The following is a 16,332-nucleotide window of genomic DNA, read 5'->3' as shown; positions in this document are numbered from 1 at the left end:
GGGACGCGACGAGCAAGGAGCGTGTCACTCGTTGGCACTACGTATGAGCGACGCCGAACAGCCGACCGAGGCGGGCGGACACGGCCACCACGAACACCACGACCACGAGGGGCCGGGCTACCTGACGCCACAGGCGGCCATCGAGGAGTCCGAACCGGAGGAGACGGCCTACGTGATGGGCCTGCACGTCGGGCAGGACGTCGACGCGCCGGATTTTCTGGCCGTCGTCGACGTCGACCCGGACTCGGACACCTACGGCGACATCGTCGAGCGCGTCCAGATGCCAAACCGCGGCGACGAACTCCACCACTTCGGGTGGAACGCCTGCTCGTCGTCCTGTCACGTCGAGGGGCTGGAGCGCCGCCATCTTATCATCCCGGGCCAGCGCTCCTCGCGCATCCACGTCGTCGACACGAAAGACCGGCGGGACCCGGAGATAACGACGGTCATCGAACCTGACGCGGTGTACGAACACGACCTCTCGGCACCCCACACCGTCCACTGCATCCCCGACGGGGAGATACTCATCAGCATGCTCGGGGACGCCGACGGCGACCTCCCCGGTGGCTTCCTCGAACTGAACGACGACTTCGAGGTCGAGGGCCGCTGGGACCCGCCCGGCGAAATCGAGATGAACTACGACTTCTGGTACCAGCCACGCCACAACGTGATGCTCTCGACGGAGTGGGCCGCGCCGAAGACCTACTACCCGGGGTTCGACTTAGAAGACGTCGAGAACGGCAAGTACGGCCAGCGGCTCAACTTCTGGGACTGGGAGGCCGGCACCGTCGAGCAGACCATCGACCTCGGCGAGGACGGGCTGATTCCACTGGAGGCACGATTCCTCCACACGCCCGAGAGCACGCACGGCTACGTCGGGGCTGCGCTGTCCTCGAACATCATCCACTTCTGGGCGGACGGGGGCGAGTACCACGCCGAACCGGTCATCGAGTTCGAGGACAGAGAGCACGAGGACTGGGACATGCCGATGCCGGCATTGCCGACGGACATCCTCGTCTCGATGGACGACCGCTACCTCTTCGGGTCGAACTGGCTCCACGGCGAGGTGTGGATGTACGACATCTCGGACCCGTCGAACCCGCGCAAGGCGGACTCCATCTCCATCGGCGGGTACTTCGGCGACATCCAAGAAGTACAGGGGCGCGACCTCGTCGCCGGGCCGCAGATGATCCAGCTATCGCTGGACGGCGAGCGCCTCTACTGGACGACCTCGCTGTTTTCCACGTGGGACAACCAGTTCTTCCCCGAGGAAGGCGAGAAGGGGTCGGTGATGCTCAAAGCCGACGTGGACCCGCGACGCGGGACGCTCTCGCTTGACGAGGAGTTCCTCGTCGACTTCGGCGACCTGCCCGAGGGGCCGGCCCGCGCCCACGAGATTCGCTGGCCCGACGGCGACTGTACCAGCGACGTCTGGCAGTGACCCGCGTCCGTCTGGTCTGGCGCGACGCCGACCGCGTGGCGACGGTCGACGTCCTCGCCGGACAGACCGTCCTCGATGCGGCCGAGTCCGCCGACGTCGCGCTCCCCTTTGGCTGTCGGACCGGCGCGTGTGGCACCTGTACGGCCCGGTTACTCGACGGCGAGGTGTCTCACCGGCGACCGCCACGTGCGCTCAAGGAGCGCCACCTCGACGACGGCTACGTCCTGCCCTGTATCGCCGTGCCCGAGACAGACGCCCGACTGGAGGTGGGGGCGGCGGTGCAGGCCGACCTCGTCCCGAACCCGTGGAAGTAGTTCACTCGCCGAGGTCCGGTGTCGTCGTCCCGAGGTCGCTGTACCGCATGGACTCGGTCACCCGAAGTCTCGTCCCGTTCCGGACGACGGTGTACTGCGTGCCGTAGCCGTAGACGACGCCGCTGGGGCCGACGACGGCGGTGAAGCGCACGTGGCCGACTCGCTCGGCGGGGACGACGGGGAACTGCGAGCGGTCGGTCGCCCCGTCGGCGACGACGCGGGAGACCGGCGCCCGGTAGGTCTGCATGACCTCCTCGCCGGTCCGGGTGACGGCGGTGACGTTCGCGCCCGAAAACAGCGAAGCGATGCGGCCGTTGTACGTCGGGTCGAAGAACAGCGCCGCTCGGGGCGACAGTGGTGGTGCGCCGATACCCCGGCCGTCGGCGACGATGGCCCGCCGGGTCGTCCCGTTCACCGTCGTCCACTGGACTGCACGCCCCTCGACCCACCGGGTCCGAATCTCCGTGTCCGGGACGCCGGTGCCGGTAATCGTGCGCGTGGCGACGTACTCGCGATAGTTCGCGCCGAACTCGCCGGTGGTGACCTGCCGCAGACGGACGGTGCCGTTCGCCGTCTCGACGGTGCGGGTGTGCCGGAGCGTGTAGGAGACGTTTCCGAGCGTCGTCACGTGGGCCCGTGCGAGCGCCTCCGTGTCGGTGACGCCGGCCTCCGTGAGTCCCGGGGCGACCCGTGCCGGCGGTTGTGCGGGCACCGGTGCCGGCGTCACCGTCTGGCCGGGCGACGGTGACCCGGACCCGACGAGGCCGGTACACCCCGCGGTGACGAGACAGAGTGCCAGCGCGACGACGGTGGCCCCCCGGTGCATGTCCCGAGCGATGGACTGTGGACGGATAACGACTCGGGGTGCCGAAATTTCTTTCGTGGGCAGAGACGCGGGCAGTATAAGTGCCGCGGCGTGCGACGTTTTCGCATGCAGACGCTGCTGCTCGGTCCCGACGACGTGGCGGAACACGCCGACCTGCCCGCGGTCATCGACGCCGTCTCGGCGGCGTTCGCGGCCGACGCTCGCGGGGACACCATCATGCCCGCGAAGTCCTACATCGACCTCCCGAAGTACAACGGCGACTTCCGCTCGATGCCGGCGTACGTCCACGCCGGCGAGTGGGACGCCGCCGCGGTCAAGTGGGTCAACGTCCACCCGGACAACCCCGCTGACCACGGCCTCCCGACGGTGCTGGGGACGCTCATCTACTCGGACCCGGAGACGGCGTTCCCGCTGGCGGTGATGGACGGCACCGTCCTCACGCGCCTGCGGACCGGCGCGGCGGCGGCCGTCGCCACCGACCACCTCGCCGTTCCCGACGCCGACTCGCTGGGACTGGTCGGCGCGGGCGTCCAGTCGTACACGCAACTGGAGGCCATCGCGAGCGTCCGGGACGTCGAAACGGTGGTCATCGCCGACCGCGACGCGAAGAAACAGCAGGCGTTCGTCGACCACTTCTCGGACCGCTTTGCGGTGCGCGCCGGGTCCATCGAGGAGGCCGCCCGATGTGACGTGCTCTCGACGATAACGCCCGTCGAGTCGCCTATCGTGGACCGCGAGTGGCTGGGCGAGCGCACCCACGTCAACGCTATCGGGGCCGACGCCGCCGGCAAGCACGAACACGCCGACCAGACCCTACTGGACGCGAAACTCGTCATCGACGACTACGAGCAGTGTACCCACTCCGGCGAAATCAACGTCCCGTGGAGCGAGGGGGTTCTCTCGGACGGGGACATCTACGGCGAACTCGGCAGCGTCGTCGCCGGGGAGATACCGGGCCGTGAACCCGAGGACGGCATCACCGTCTTCGACTCGACGGGGTTGGCGATTCAGGACGTAGCCGCCGCGCACGTCGCCTATCAGGGCGCACAGATTGCGGGTGACGGCCTGTCGTTCGGACTGGTCGGCACCGAGTCGCCCTAGTTCGACGGCGCCACGGCCTCGGTCACCTTCGAGATGAGCCAGACGATGAGGATGAACGGCAACAGCGGCATCAACAGGACCAACAGGCCGAGGAACACCCCCCACCCGATGACGTCCATGCTCTCGTCGTGGTGCGGGCCAGTCAGCGGCGTGACGGTTCGCAACGGTTCCGGCAAGATGGAGTCGGTCGACTCGTCGGCGTCGTCTGTCATACTGACTGATAGGTTCGGCGTGAGCATAAGGCTACGGCTGGCACTCCGTATCGCCGCTCGGGTCCCGTGAAGGGAAAGGTATAGCACCGTCCGTGTCCGAAATCACGGTATCATGACCACGACTGGCGAGGAACGCGAGCGTGGGTTCGACCACACCGCCATCGAATCCCACTGGCAGGCGGCGTGGGAGGACGCCGACGTGTTCCGCATCGACGACGACGCCGAGGACCCCGAGTACGTGCTGGCGATGTTCCCGTACACGTCGGGCAGTCTCCACATGGGCCACGTCCGGAACTACACCATCACGGACGCCTTCGCCCGCTTCGAGCGGATGCGCGGGGAGAACGTGCTGCACCCGATGGGGTGGGACTCCTTTGGCCTGCCCGCCGAGAACGCCGCCGAGGAGCGGGACACGAACCCCCGCGACTGGACGATGCAGTGCATCGACTCGATGCGCGAGCAGTTGACCGAGATGGGCTTCGGCTACGACTGGGAGCGCGAGATAGCGACCTGCGAACCGGAGTACTACCAGTGGAACCAGTGGCTGTTCAAGCGCTTCCGCGAGGAGGGTCTCGTGGAGCGACAGGGCGCCGAACTGAACTGGTGTCCGTCCTGCGAGACGGTACTGGCGGACGAACAGGTCGAGGAGGGGGAGGCTCCGGAGGGGCCTCACGGCGACGGCGGCGCCGTCGAAGTCTGCTGGCGCTGTGACACCCCTATCGAACACCGCGAGATGGACCAGTGGTTCTTTACCATCACCGACTACGCCGAGGAACTGCTGGCGGCGCTTGACGACCTCGACGGGTGGCCCAACAACGTCCGGGAGATGCAGCGCAACTGGATCGGCAAGCAGGAGGGCGCGAGCGTCGCCTTCGAGATTCCCGGCTACGACGAGGTGGACATCTTCACGACGCGACTGGACACCATCTACGGGGCGACCTACTTCTCGCTGGCCCCCGGCCACCCCGTCGCACAGGAGATCGCCGAGGACAACGACGAGGTCGCCGAGTACATCGAGATGGCCGAACAGGCCGACGAGGACGACCTCGACGTGACCTCCGGCGTCTTCACCGGCGAGTACGCGGTCAACCCCGCCACCGGCGAGGAGATTCCCGTCTACGTCGCCGACTACGTCCTGACCGACGTTGGGACCGGGGCGCTCTACGCCGTGCCGGCCCACGACGACCGGGACCACGAGTTCGCCGAAGCCCACGACATCGACATCGTACAGGTCGTCGAACCCACCGAGGACGCCGACGTGGACCCCGACGATATCGACGTGCAAGAAGCGGCCTACACCGAGGACGGCGTCCTCGTCAACAGCGGCGAGTACGACGGCCTCCACAGCGAGGACGCCCGCGAGACGTTCGTCGACGTGTTCGACGGCGACCACCGCACGGAGTACAACCTGCGGGACTGGGGCATCTCCCGACAGCGCTACTGGGGAACCCCCATCCCGATGATTCACTGTGACGACTGTGGCTTCGTCGAGGTGCCCGACGAGGACCTGCCGGTCGAACTGCCGGAGTTCGTCCACACGACGGGCAATCCGCTGGACGCCGCCGAGGAGTGGAAGCACGTCGAGTGCCCCGACTGCGGGGGCGACGCGGTGCGAGAGACGGACACGATGGACACGTTCGTCGACTCCTCGTGGTACTTCCTGCGCTACACCTCCCCGGACTTCGAAGACGCGCCGTTCGACACAGACCGGGCGAGCGACTGGATGCCGGTCGACCAGTACGTCGGCGGCATCGAACACGCCGTGATGCACCTGCTGTACGCCCGCTTTTTCACGAAAGTGTTAGACGACGGCGACCTGCTCGACGGCGTTCGCGAGCCCTTCACGAACCTGACGAATCAGGGGATGGTGCTGGGCGAGGACGGCCACAAGATGTCGAAGAGCCGCGGTAACGGCGTCTCGCCACAGCGCATCATCGAGGAGTACGGCGCCGACACCGCCCGCCTGTTCATCATGGAGGCCGCCCAGCCGGAGAAGGAACTGGCCTGGAGCGCCGAGGAGGTCCAGTCGGCTCACAGTTTCCTCCAGAACGTCTATCGGCTGGCCGACGACTATGCTGCAGGTGCGGTCGCCACGGACGAGGCAGACGACATCGCCGACTACGTCGCCCGCGAAATCGACGCGACGGCCGCTCGCGCCACCGAGGAGTACGAGGAGTTCCGCTTCAACCACGCCCTGCAGGCCGTGCGCGAACTCGTCTCCTTGCTCCGTCGCTACGAGGACGCGACCACGCCGGACGCCGCGGTGCTCGAACGCGGCATCACCACCGCCGCGAAACTGCTCGCGCCGGTCGCGCCCCACGTCGGCGAGGAGATATGGGAGCGACTGGGTCACGACGGCCTGATGGCCGAGGCCGAGTGGCCAAGCGCCGAGGCGCCCGAGGACTACGCCGTCGCGCGCCGCCTCGTCGAGAACACCCGCGAGGACGTCCGTGACATCGTCGACACCGTGGGTATCGAGAATCCGGAGACTATCACGCTCGCCGTCGCGCCCGAGTGGAAGCACCGAGTAGTCGACGTCGCTCGCGAGGCCGACAACGTCGTCCCCGCGGTGATGCAAAACGAGGACCTCCAGCAGTACGGCGAGGCCGCCGCCGACTTCGCGAAGGACCTCGCGGGCCGCGCCCAGTACGACGAGACGCTCTCGCCCGCGGGCGAACGCGCGGCGCTGGAACGGGCCGCGTGGCTCGTCGAACGCGAGTTCGACGCCGAGGTGGTCGTCCAGTCGGCCGAAGCGGCCGACGAGAGTCTGGCGAAGAAGGCCGAACCCGGTCGTCCGGCTATCGACATCGAGTCGTAGGCCGGCGCGCTCTCTTTCGAGACTACTGTTCTGTGGCGTCGAGTAGTCCCGCCTCGCCGAGGTCACGCAACACGTCGGTCGCGTGGCCCTCCGGGCGGACGCCCTCGTAGACGCCGACGACCTGATTCTGTGCGACGACGAACGTCGTCCGACGGCTTCGCCCGTCGACCAGGTCCACGTCGAACGCCTCGGCGACGTTCCCGTTCGGGTCGGCAAGCAGGTCAAACGAGAGGTCGTGGGCCTCGGCGAACTCGGAGTGGCTGTCGACGTCGTCGGTGGAGACGCCGTAGACGCCGACGCCGACGCTTTCGTACTGCTCGTAGCGTTCTTCGAACTCTTTGGCCTCGGTCGTACATCCCGACGTGTCGTCTTCCGGGTAGAAGTAGACGACCGTCGGGGTCGCAAAGTCCGGTTGTACCCGGTCGCCGTCCTGGTTCTCGGCGACGATGTCGGGCACCGCTGTCCCCGGTTCGAGGACCATCTCAGTTCACCGGGATGTCCATCCCGTCGTCCGCGTCGCCGCTGACCTTCGGGAGGCGGACGGTGAGCACGCCGTCCTCGTAACTCGCGCTGGTCCCCTCCTCGTCGACGGCCTCGGGGAGTCGGACGGTCCGACTGGCCGACTGCCGGCGGCGTTCGCGCTGGACGTAGCGACCGTCGGTCGTCTCGCTCTCCTCGCTGTGGTCGGCGGTGATGGTGAGTTTCCGTTCTTCGACCAACTGGACGTCCAGGTCCGCGCTGTCGAACCCGGGGAGGTCGGCGTGGACGACGAAGGCGTCGCCCTCGTCGAGAATGTCCGTCGGGACGGTGTCTACGTCCACCCCGAACTGTTCGCTCAGGGTGTCGAACGCTCGCTCCAACTCCGCAAGTGGGTCACGGTCGCTCATAGGTGGGGGTACGCGGCCCCGGGACTTAAGCGCTGTACGCGACCACCGCTCAGTTCAGCACCGTCACGCTGTCGTACGACCCGAGATGGCGGACCCAGCCGTTCTCGGCCAGTTCCTCGATGTCTTCGAGGGCGTCCTGCGTGCGCTCCTCGTAGAGGCCGGCGGCCGCGTCGATGTGGAAGACGTAGTCGCCCAGGCGCTCGCCGCTGGGGCGGGACTCGATGCGGGTGAGGTTGATGTCGCGGTCGGCGAAGGCCTCCAGCAGCTCCAGCAGCAGTCCGGGGTAATCGGCGTTCGGGTAGACGATGAAGGAGGTCTTGCTCCCCGCCTCGGTCCGTTCGCTCGCCGGTGCAACGGCGACGAACCGGGTGGCGTTCGAGGACTGGTCCTGAATGTCCTCGGCCAGCAACTCCAGTTCGGTGCCGTTGGTGGCGTTCTCCGGGTGGCCGATGGCGGCGACGCTCGGGTCCTCACGGGCGCGTTCGACGCCGCGAGCGGTCGAGGCGACGGCCTCCACCTCGACGTCGGGGTAGTGTTCGTCCAGCCAGCCGCGGCACTGGGCCAGCGCCTGTGCGTGGCTACAGACGAGGTCGAACGACTCGCCCTGTGCCAGCAGCGCGTGGCGGATGGGCGTGATTATCTCCTTGACGACGGCGACGTCGTACTCCGAGAAGGCGTCAAGCGACTCCGTCACCGACCCTTCGATGCTGTTCTCGACGGGGACGACGCCACGGTCGGCCTCGCCCTCGGCGACGGCCTCGACGATGGCGGTCATCGACTCCGCGAACTCGATGTCGCCGTCCTCGACCGCCTTCGCGGCCCGGTGGGAGTAGGTGCCGGCGGGCCCCAGCGTGATGGTCGTCATACCGTCGGGTAGTTCGCTCGTCATGAAAAGAACCCCGGTCGTCGCTCGTCGGTGCGGTCGCTGCCACGGGTGACGGACAGTTCGGTGAGTGTCCGGAGCAAACCGCCGAGGAGGACGAGCAGGCCGAGGCCGACCACCAGCAGGAACACGCCGACTGCGCCCGGTCCTGCCATCGGCCCGGCGGGGATACTGGCGATGAGGACGACCACCGCGGCGACTGCGACGACGGCCGTGCCGAGTTCGACGGCGCGGACGAACGCGTAGCCCGGACGTTCCGTGAGCGCCTCGACCACGGGGCCGTCGGTCCGGGCGGCCCGGTAGCCCGCGTACAGCGACTCGCCGATGACGGTCAGCGCGAGCGCGAGCGCCATCAGCGGGACGAGAAGAAGGGTCGTGATGCGCTCGCTGGGGACGATTCGGAGGTAGACGCCAGTCGAGTACAGGAGCGTCAGGACGATGGCGGTGAGCTTGGCGGCTTGGAGGGGCTTTGCACGATGGAACTGACGGAGCATGGGCTCACGACACCCACCACACCGCCCGGCAAACCTCTTGTGGTGCCAGCGGGGCTCAGGACAGCCGCGCCAGTTCCTCGTCGGAGAGGTCGATGGCGCTCGCGGCGACGTTCTGCTCCAGATGGTCGACGCTCGACGTGCCCGGAATCGGCAGGGTCACGTCCGAGTGCTGGAGCAACCACGCGAGCGCGATCTGGTAGCGCGTGGCGTCGTGGCGCTCGGCTATCTCGTCGATACCGTCGACGTCGTCCAGTTCGCCGGCCGCCAGCGGGAACCACGGGATGAAGCCGACGCCGTCGGTCTCACAGACTTCGAGGACGGCCTCGTCGTCGCGGTTGGCGACGTTGTACTGGTTCTGGACCGTCGCTATCTCGACGATGTCCTGGGCCTGCTCTAGTTGCTCGACGCTGACGTTCGAGAGACCGACGTGGCGGAGCAGCCCCTCGTCTTTCATCTCGGCGAGCGCGTGGACCGCGTCCTCGAACGGCGTGTCGGGGTCCGGGCGGTGGTACTGGTAGAGGTCGATGGGGTCCATCCGCAGTCGGTCACGCGAGCACAGCAGGGCGTTGCGGAGGTAGTCCGGGTCGCCGTGGGGGAGCCAGTCGGCGTCGGTGTTGCGCAGGAGGCCACCCTTCGTCCCGATGATCAGGTCGTCGCGCTCGGTGTCGAGCGTCTCACCGATGAGCCGTTCGGAGACGCCGGGGCCGTACGAATCGGCGGTGTCGATGAAGTCGACGCCGAGTTCGACGGCCCGCTCTAACACGGCGCGGGCGTTCGCCACGTCGTCGGGTTCGCCGATGATACCCTCGCCGGTGATGCGCATCGCGCCGAAGCCGAGCCGACGCACCGTGAGGTCGCCGCCGATGTCGAACGTATCACTCTCGTTGTGAACCATCGCCAGAGGTTCGTGTCCCACCCTGAAAGGGAGTCGGGTGGGTCAGACGTCGGTGCCGCGTTGTCGGATGCGCTCTAGGGCGATGCGGACGGCGAAGTAGCTCCCGGCATAGAAGACGAGAACGCTGGCGACGAACCCGGCCAGCGAGACGGTGCCCACCGAGAGGCCGTAGCCGGAGGGTGCGTACGGGTTAGCGCCGGCCGTCGCGATGTAGGACGCGACGGTGCCCTCGCCACCCAGCCCTATCGCGAACAGACAGACGGTGAGCAGGATGGCGAGGCCGCCGGTCCCGAGGCCGACGTATCGCGCGAAGTCCTCCACGTCGAGGACGGCGTGGGCCTGTGCTTCGGTGAGCGGTGCGAGGCGGACCCGGTAGGCCGCCGCGCCGACGAGCAAGGCGGCACCGAGGGCCTCCAGTAGCCCGCCGAACACGCCCAGTAGCAACACCTTCGGAGAGGCGATCTCCGGGTCGGCCGCCGGGAGGAACTGACCGACGCTCTCCGGGAAGAGGCCGTACATCGGGAGCAGTATCGCGAGCAGTCCGAGGAAGGCACTCTGGAGTGCGAGCGTTCGGGGGACGGTCTGTCTGAAGTAGGAGTGACGCTCGTACCGGACGCGTTCGTACGTCGTTCCGGAGAGCATCGTGTCGGTGATGTGGTCGTCTCGAAGTGGGTCGGAAGCCATGATTCTTGCCGGTTCTGCGCCTGGAGATATTTTCCGAAACGGCAATATAATCCTTTTGGACGGTACCGGCCCCGATCCGAGACGCGCCTCAGCGCGTGTGGATGGCCTCGCCGCGGGCGGCTTTCGCGGCCTCGTGGACCGCCTCCGAGAGCGTCGGGTGGGTGTGGACGGTGCCGACGACGTCTTCTAGGCGGGCGCCCATCTCGATGCCGAGACCGACTTCGGCTATCAGTTCGGAGGCCTCCGGCCCGACGATTTGGGCGCCAAGCAGGAACTCCGTGTCGGCGTCGGCGACGACACGGACGAACCCCGCTTTCTCGTCGAGTGTGAGCGCCCGCCCGTTCGCTCGCAGGGGCATCTCGCCGACGACGGGGTCGAACCCGGCGTCGTCGGCCTCGGCCTCGGTCATCCCGACGGTGCCGATTTCGGGGTCGGTGAAGACGGCGGCGGGAATCGCCTGCTGGTCCAGCGCCGCGGGTTCGCCGGCGGCGACTTCGGCGGCCACCTCGCCCTCGGCCATCCCCTTGTGGGCCAGCATCGGTTCGCCGGCCACGTCGCCGACGGCGAAGATGTGCTCGACGTCGGTGCGGGCCTGATCGTCCGTCGCGAGGAAGCCGTCGTCGTTCGGTTCGAGGTCGATGGCGTCGAGTCCCAGCGTGTCGGTGACCGGCGTCCGGCCGACGGCGACGAGACAGCGGTCCGTGTTGTACTCCTCGACGGTGTCGTCGGCGTCGGTCGTGCGCACCCGGATGCCGTCGTCGAGTTCCTCCCAGTCGCGGGCGGCCTCGCCGAACGCGAAGTCGATGCCCAGCGATTCGGCACGTTCCCGGACGACGTCGGCCACGTCCGACTCGTAGCCCGGGAGTACGTCGTCCAGCATCTCGACGACGGTGACGTCCGCGCCCAGTTTCGCGAACACCGTCGAGAGTTCCATGCCGATGTAGCCCGCGCCGACCACGAGCAAGTCCTCGGGCACCGACTCCAGTGCGAGGGCGTCCCGCGAGGAGAGGATGCGGTCGCCGTCGAACTCGAAGCCCGGCACCTCGATGGGTCGGCTACCGGTGGCGACGACGGCGTGTTCGAAGGCGATGGACTCCGAGCCCTGTCCCTCGCCGCCGTGGGCGACCCGAACCGTCTCCTCGTCGGCGAACTCGGCGGTGCCCGAGACGAGGTTGACGCCCGCGCTCTTACACAGCGACTCGACGCCCTTCGTCAGGCGCGTGACGACGCCGTCTTTCCACTCGGTCATCCCCGCCATGTCTACCGCGGGGTCGGCGAAGACGCCCATGTCCTCGGCGTGCTTGGCGTCGTGGGCGACGTCCGCCGCCGAGATGAGCGCCTTCGAGGGGATACAGCCGTGGTTGAGACAGGTCCCGCCGTAGGCGTCCTTCTCGACAAGTGTCGTGTCCAGTCCCAGTTGTGCGCCCCGGATTGCGGCGACGTAGCCGCCCGGCCCGCCGCCGATGACCAGCAGTTCCGTGCCCGTGGTGACGTCTCCTACGACCATAGCGACCACTCGACCGGCCGGGTGAAAAACTACGTGCCCTCGCCGTCGGCCGCCGTAGGGTCGTCCGCCGACGTGTGGCCCGTGTTATAGAGGGCCAAGCTATGTTACACCGGCGACCCAACACCCCAGTATGGCAGACCAGATCAGCGAGACGGAGGACCTACCCGCGACGCCGGGCCAGTTCGCCAAGGAGAACCCGGCGGTCTGGGAGGCGTACAGCGACCTCGGCGAGGCCTGTTCGGACGCGGGGCCGCTAGACGACGAGACGAAGCGCCTCGTGAAACTCGCGCTCGCGGTCGGCGCACAGTCCGAAGGTGCGGTCCACTCACACGTCCGGCGCGGACTGGACGAGGGATTGACCGCCGAGGAACTCCAGCACGTCGCCGCGCTGTCGATTCCGACCATCGGGTTCCCGAAGGCGATGGCCGCCAGAAGCTGGATCGACGACCTGACGGAGTAGCTACTCCAGCATCAGCCGCGTCGGGTCCGCGAGGTACTCTTTCAGCGTGTTGACGAACCGGGCGGCGTCGGCGCCGTCGATGACCCGGTGGTCGATAGCCAACGAGAGCGTGAGCGTCGGTTTCGCGACGACCTCGCCGTCGTTCGCGGTTTCACCGCTCACGTTGTCCGAGGAGCGAGACAGCTCGCTCCTCGCTATCGGCCGCTGTTTCAGTGCCCCGACGCCGAGAATCGCCGTCTCCGGGACGTTGATCACCGGGTCGGCGTACTCGCCGCCGATGGCCCCGAAGTTCGTCACGGTGAAGCTCCCGCCCTGCATCTCTTCGCGGGCGATGTCGCGGCTTCGCGCCCGGTCGACGAGGTCGTTGACTTCCGTCGCGAGTTCCAGCAGCCCCTTCTCGTCGACGTCCTCGACGACGGGGACCACGAGGCCGTGGTCGGTCGCGGCCGCCACGCCGACGTTCCGGTCGGCCTTGTAGACGATCTCCTCGTTCTCCGCGTCGAGTTGGCTTGCGAGGATGGGATGGTCGTCCAGCGCGGCGGCGACGCACTTCAGCAGGAACGGCGTGTAGGTGAGGTGGACGCCGCGTTCCTCGGCGAGTGGCTGGAGTCGGTCGCGGGCCTCGACGAGGCCGGGGACGGCCACTTTGTCGTGGTGCGTCGCGTGGGGGACCTCCCGACGGGAGCGGGTCATCTGCTCGCCGATGGCCCGACGGACGCCGCGGTACGGTTCCCGGCGGTCGCCCTCGGCCGCTTCGACCGCCGTGGTCGACTCGGCGGCCTCGTCGGCAATCGACTGCATCTCCGAGACGACCGTCTCGGTCACCTCGCGAACGTCTTCGTCGGTGACTTCGGCGGCTTCGGCCTCGGCGAAGGAGCGGACGGCAGCCTCGTCGACGTACGGTTCACCGTCGCGAGTCTCGTCGGTCGGCACCGCGTCGATGTCGACGTCCAGTTCGCGAGCGAGGCGGCGAGTCGCCGGCGTCGCCAGCGTCCGGTCGCGCCGTTCGGCCATCGGTTCCGCGGCCGACACCTTCCTGACGGCCGATTTGACCGCTTGGGCCTCGTCGTCTGTGGCCGATTCGCCGTCGCCGCCGACCCGCGAGACGACGCTGGTGGGGCCGTCGTCCTCGTCGCCGACTTTCGAGACGACGCTGGTGGGGCCGTCGTCGCTCTCGGTCGCCTCGGCCGCGGCCTCCACGTCGGCCTCCGTGACTCGGCCGCCGGGACCGGACCCCTCGACGGCGGTGATGTCGACCCCTTCTTCGCGGGCGAGGCGGCGGACGCTCGGCGCGGCGAACACCCGTCCGTCGGCGGTCGTGACGTCCGTCTCGCCGTCGGTGGCCGCGCCCTCGCTCGCCGGCGTCTCGGCGGCCTCGCTCTCGGCGGCGTCGCCGTCCTCCTCGATACTGATCAGCACGTCTCCGGTCTGTACCACGTCGCCCACCTCGGCGTGCAGTTCGCGGACGACGCCGTCGACGGGTGAGGGGACGTCGACGGCGGCCTTGTCCGTCTCCACCTCGGCCAGCACCTGGTCCTCGGTGACGGTGTCGCCGACGGCGACGTGCCACTCCAGCACTTCCCCCTCGGCGACGCCCTCGCCGAGGTCCGGGAGTTCGAACTCGAACATGCGCTAAAACTCCGCGGCCTCTCTGATACCGTCTTTGATGCGGGCAGGTTCGGGGAGGTAGTAGTCCTCCAGCGCATAGAGCGGGAAGGGCACGTCGAAGCCCGTGATTCGCGTGATGGGGGCCTCCTGATACAGGAGGACCTCCTCCTGAATCGTGGCGATTATCTCTCCCGCGAGGCCGCCGGTCTTCGGGGCCTCGTGGACGACGGCCGCTCGGCCGGTCTTCTTGAACGACTCGACGATGGCGTCGGTGTCCATCGGTTTCAGCGTCCGCAAATCGACCACTTCGACGTCGATGCCCTCCTCGGCGAGGGCCTCGGCGGCCTCCATCGTCGGGCGGGTCATCGCGCCCCACGTGAACACGGAGACGTCCTCACCCTCGCGGCGGACGTTCGCTGTGCCCAACTCGACGGTGTAGGCCTCGTCGGGCACTTCTTCGCGGAACGCCCGGTAGATGAGTTTCGGTTCGAGGAAGACGACGGGGTCCGGGTCACGAATCGAGGCGGCGAGCAGGCCCTTCGTGTCTCGCGGCGTCGACGGGACGACCACCTTGAGGCCGGGTTCGTGGGTGTAGAACGCCTCTTTGGACTCGGAGTGGTGCTCCGGGGCGCGGATGCCGCCGCCGTAGGGCGCTCGTATCGTCATCGGGCAGGTGTAGCGGCCCCTGCTTCGGGTGCGCAGGCGGGCGGCGTGACTCACTATCTGGTCGAAGGCGGGGTACATGAACCCGGAGAACTGCATCTCCGGGACCGGGCGCATCCCGTAGGCCGCCATCCCGACGGCGGTGCCGATGATGCCCGACTCCGCCAGTGGGGTGTCGACGACCCGGTCCTCGCCGAACTCCTCGTAGAGGCCCTGCGTCGCCCGGAAGACGCCGCCGTTCTTGCCGACGTCCTCGCCCATGACGAGGACGTCTTCGTCCCGTTCCATCTCGCCGTAGAGACCGTCTCGGACCGCCTGTACCAGCGTGAGACTCTGTGCGCTCATTCCAGTAGCACCTCGTCACCGTGTCGCTCCCGCAACGCCTGCAGATAGTCGAGTTGCTGTTCGAGTCGCTTCGGCATCTCCGCGTACACGTTCGCGAACATCTCCTCCGGGGTGGGTCGCTCCGTCGACTCGGCGGCGTCGATTGCGTCGGCCACCTCCTCCTTGATGGACTCGTCGATGGCCGCGACCCGTTCGTCGTCCAGCAGGCCCCGGTCGCGGAGGAACGTCTCCATCCGCGGGATGGGGTCTTTCTGTTTCCAGCGTTCGACCTCCTCGTCGTCGCGGTACACCGAGGGGTCGTCGGCGGTGGTGTGGGCACCGAAACGGTACTGTACGGCCTCTATCATCGTGGGGCGGCGTTCGCCCTCGCCGGGGTCACGGGCCTTCGCGACGGCCTCGCTGGTCGCCTGATACACCGCGAGTGGGTCCATCCCGTCGACCTGCACGCCGTCGAAGCCGTAGGCGTTTGCCTTCTGAGCTAACGTCTCGCTGGCCGTCTGTCGCTTTCGAGGGACCGAGATGGCCCACTGGTTGTTGTTACAGAAAAACACCGCGGGCACGTCGAAGACGCCGGCGAAGTTCAGCCCCTCGTGGAAGTCCCCCTCGGAGGTGGCACCGTCGCCGAAGTAGGTGAGGAACACCTTGTCCTCGCCCTTGAGCTTCGAGGCCCACGCCGCCCCCGTCGCGTGAGGTATCTGGGTGGCGATGGGGACGGCAAGCGAAAACACCTGCACGTCTTCGGGGGGTGCGTTCCCACGCTCGCTGCCCATCCAGTACAGCAGGTCCTCGGCGAGGGCCCAGCCCCGGACGTACAGCGCGAGGTGTTCGCGGTAACTGGGGAACGTCCAGTCGTCCCTGCCGAGCGCCATCGCGCTCCCGACCTGCGAGGCCTCCTGTCCGGACATCGGCGGGTAGGTCCCCATCCGACCCTGCCGCTGGAGACTCACCGCTCGCTGGTCGAAGTGCCGTCCCAGTTTGACGTTGCGGTACATCTCGACGAGCGTGTCGTCGGACAGGTCCGGCACCGTCGCGCCGTCGACGACCTGCCCGTCTTCGTCGAGTACCTGTACTCTGTCCGTGGGGTCGCGCTGGAGGACACTCAGAGAGACCACCTACCCTGGTGTGACATGTGGTACATCTTGACTCGCGACGGGCTTAGCGTTTGTGTGGTGTTATATCCGGACGAAAAACATT

At 67.8% G+C, this 16,332-nt stretch carries 17 protein-coding genes; 5 read left to right on the top strand and 12 right to left on the bottom strand.

The features are described from left to right. The first annotated feature begins 43 nt into the window (after positions 1 to 43). On the top strand, positions 44 to 1,441 hold the full coding sequence (locus G9465_RS01845) for a selenium-binding protein SBP56-related protein (protein ID WP_166967000.1): 1,398 nt from the start codon (positions 44 to 46) through the stop codon (positions 1,439 to 1,441). Then, entirely contained in the window at positions 1,438 to 1,755 is a 318-nt protein-coding gene (locus G9465_RS01840; protein WP_166966997.1) for a 2Fe-2S iron-sulfur cluster binding domain-containing protein, read from the top strand. Before G9465_RS01845 ends, G9465_RS01840 begins: the two co-directional genes overlap by 4 nt. Before the next feature lies 1 nt (position 1,756). On the opposite strand, the gene G9465_RS01835 is transcribed toward G9465_RS01840, so the two are convergent. Then, on the bottom strand, positions 1,757 to 2,581 hold the full coding sequence (locus G9465_RS01835; RefSeq protein WP_166966995.1) for a hypothetical protein: 825 nt from the start codon (positions 2,579 to 2,581) through the stop codon (positions 1,757 to 1,759). Between the two features lie 105 nt (positions 2,582 to 2,686). On the opposite strand from G9465_RS01835, the gene G9465_RS01830 reads away from it, so the two are divergent. After that, positions 2,687 to 3,682, top strand: coding sequence for an ornithine cyclodeaminase family protein (locus tag G9465_RS01830; protein WP_166966993.1), 996 nt, complete (start codon positions 2,687 to 2,689; stop codon positions 3,680 to 3,682). Here the strand turns inward: G9465_RS01830 and G9465_RS01825 are convergent. After that, complete coding sequence (locus G9465_RS01825; RefSeq protein WP_193571726.1) at positions 3,679 to 3,894, bottom strand: hypothetical protein; 216 nt, start codon at positions 3,892 to 3,894, stop codon at positions 3,679 to 3,681. The two genes, G9465_RS01830 and G9465_RS01825, sit on opposite strands and share 4 nt — an antisense overlap. Before the next feature lie 112 nt (positions 3,895 to 4,006). On the opposite strand from G9465_RS01825, the gene leuS reads away from it, so the two are divergent. Beyond that, entirely contained in the window at positions 4,007 to 6,712 is a 2,706-nt protein-coding gene (leuS, locus tag G9465_RS01820; RefSeq protein ID WP_166966989.1) for a leucine--tRNA ligase, read from the top strand. 22 nt (positions 6,713 to 6,734) lie between these two features. Here the strand turns inward: leuS and G9465_RS01815 are convergent, their stop codons facing one another. From G9465_RS01815 to lpdA, 7 genes are all read right to left on the bottom strand, one after another. Then, positions 6,735 to 7,193 (bottom strand): peroxiredoxin, encoded by a 459-nt coding sequence (locus tag G9465_RS01815; protein ID WP_166966987.1) that lies wholly within the window; start codon positions 7,191 to 7,193, stop codon positions 6,735 to 6,737. Between the two features lies 1 nt (position 7,194). Next, positions 7,195 to 7,599, bottom strand: a complete 405-nt coding sequence (locus G9465_RS01810) for an Hsp20/alpha crystallin family protein (protein ID WP_166966985.1) — start codon at positions 7,597 to 7,599, stop codon at positions 7,195 to 7,197. Positions 7,600 to 7,648: 49 nt separating this feature from the next. Continuing rightward, positions 7,649 to 8,464, bottom strand: a complete 816-nt coding sequence (pheA, locus tag G9465_RS01805) for a prephenate dehydratase (RefSeq protein WP_166972847.1) — start codon at positions 8,462 to 8,464, stop codon at positions 7,649 to 7,651. A 20-nt stretch (positions 8,465 to 8,484) separates the two neighbouring features. Next, complete coding sequence (locus G9465_RS01800; RefSeq protein WP_166966983.1) at positions 8,485 to 8,976, bottom strand: hypothetical protein; 492 nt, start codon at positions 8,974 to 8,976, stop codon at positions 8,485 to 8,487. Between the two features lie 55 nt (positions 8,977 to 9,031). Further along, the gene (locus tag G9465_RS01795; RefSeq protein WP_166966981.1) at positions 9,032 to 9,871 is read right to left on the bottom strand and encodes an aldo/keto reductase; all 840 of its coding nucleotides are present in this window, start codon (positions 9,869 to 9,871) and stop codon (positions 9,032 to 9,034) included. Between the two features lie 42 nt (positions 9,872 to 9,913). Beyond that, complete coding sequence (locus G9465_RS01790) at positions 9,914 to 10,555, bottom strand: hypothetical protein (protein WP_166966979.1); 642 nt, start codon at positions 10,553 to 10,555, stop codon at positions 9,914 to 9,916. An 88-nt stretch (positions 10,556 to 10,643) separates the two neighbouring features. Further along, a complete protein-coding gene (gene lpdA, locus G9465_RS01785) occupies positions 10,644 to 12,062 on the bottom strand; it encodes a dihydrolipoyl dehydrogenase (RefSeq protein ID WP_166966977.1) in 1,419 nt (472 codons plus the stop codon). A gap of 130 nt (positions 12,063 to 12,192) precedes the next feature. On the opposite strand from lpdA, the gene G9465_RS01780 reads away from it, so the two are divergent. Continuing rightward, on the top strand, positions 12,193 to 12,522 hold the full coding sequence (locus G9465_RS01780) for a carboxymuconolactone decarboxylase family protein (protein ID WP_166966975.1): 330 nt from the start codon (positions 12,193 to 12,195) through the stop codon (positions 12,520 to 12,522). Here G9465_RS01780 and G9465_RS01775 read toward each other — a convergent pair whose 3' ends face one another. From G9465_RS01775 to pdhA, 3 genes are read right to left on the bottom strand one after another with little or no spacing between them, the layout of a single operon-like run. Beyond that, on the bottom strand, positions 12,523 to 14,151 hold the full coding sequence (locus G9465_RS01775; RefSeq protein WP_166966972.1) for a 2-oxo acid dehydrogenase subunit E2: 1,629 nt from the start codon (positions 14,149 to 14,151) through the stop codon (positions 12,523 to 12,525). A 3-nt stretch (positions 14,152 to 14,154) separates the two neighbouring features. Further along, the gene (locus tag G9465_RS01770) at positions 14,155 to 15,138 is read right to left on the bottom strand and encodes an alpha-ketoacid dehydrogenase subunit beta (RefSeq protein WP_166966970.1); all 984 of its coding nucleotides are present in this window, start codon (positions 15,136 to 15,138) and stop codon (positions 14,155 to 14,157) included. Further along, a complete protein-coding gene (pdhA, locus tag G9465_RS01765) occupies positions 15,135 to 16,241 on the bottom strand; it encodes a pyruvate dehydrogenase (acetyl-transferring) E1 component subunit alpha (protein WP_166972845.1) in 1,107 nt (368 codons plus the stop codon). Before pdhA ends, G9465_RS01770 begins: the two co-directional genes overlap by 4 nt. Positions 16,242 to 16,332 lie beyond the last annotated feature (91 nt).

It is taken from the genome of Haloarcula sp. JP-L23 (assembly GCF_011602445.1).
GTDB lineage: Archaea > Halobacteriota > Halobacteria > Halobacteriales > Haloarculaceae > Haloarcula > Haloarcula pellucida.
The sequence above is the reverse complement of the archived record's forward strand: the minus strand, read 5'-3'. Positions and strand labels throughout refer to the sequence as shown.

Coding starts and splice junctions, on each gene's coding strand:
- G9465_RS01835 (WP_166966995.1), bottom strand. CDS start 2,581: ATGCACCGGGGGGCCACCGTCGTCGCGCTGGCACTCTGTCTCGTCACC.
- G9465_RS01815 (WP_166966987.1), bottom strand. CDS start 7,193: ATGGTCCTCGAACCGGGGACAGCGGTGCCCGACATCGTCGCCGAGAAC.
- G9465_RS01795 (WP_166966981.1), bottom strand. CDS start 9,871: ATGGTTCACAACGAGAGTGATACGTTCGACATCGGCGGCGACCTCACG.
- G9465_RS01790 (WP_166966979.1), bottom strand. CDS start 10,555: ATGGCTTCCGACCCACTTCGAGACGACCACATCACCGACACGATGCTC.
- pheA (WP_166972847.1), bottom strand. CDS start 8,464: ATGACGACCATCACGCTGGGGCCCGCCGGCACCTACTCCCACCGGGCC.
- G9465_RS01810 (WP_166966985.1), bottom strand. CDS start 7,599: ATGAGCGACCGTGACCCACTTGCGGAGTTGGAGCGAGCGTTCGACACC.
- G9465_RS01780 (WP_166966975.1), top strand. CDS start 12,193: ATGGCAGACCAGATCAGCGAGACGGAGGACCTACCCGCGACGCCGGGC.
- G9465_RS01770 (WP_166966970.1), bottom strand. CDS start 15,138: ATGAGCGCACAGAGTCTCACGCTGGTACAGGCGGTCCGAGACGGTCTC.
- leuS (WP_166966989.1), top strand. CDS start 4,007: ATGACCACGACTGGCGAGGAACGCGAGCGTGGGTTCGACCACACCGCC.
- lpdA (WP_166966977.1), bottom strand. CDS start 12,062: ATGGTCGTAGGAGACGTCACCACGGGCACGGAACTGCTGGTCATCGGC.
- G9465_RS01800 (WP_166966983.1), bottom strand. CDS start 8,976: ATGCTCCGTCAGTTCCATCGTGCAAAGCCCCTCCAAGCCGCCAAGCTC.
- G9465_RS01775 (WP_166966972.1), bottom strand. CDS start 14,151: ATGTTCGAGTTCGAACTCCCGGACCTCGGCGAGGGCGTCGCCGAGGGG.
- G9465_RS01845 (WP_166967000.1), top strand. CDS start 44: ATGAGCGACGCCGAACAGCCGACCGAGGCGGGCGGACACGGCCACCAC.
- G9465_RS01825 (WP_193571726.1), bottom strand. CDS start 3,894: ATGACAGACGACGCCGACGAGTCGACCGACTCCATCTTGCCGGAACCG.
- G9465_RS01830 (WP_166966993.1), top strand. CDS start 2,687: ATGCAGACGCTGCTGCTCGGTCCCGACGACGTGGCGGAACACGCCGAC.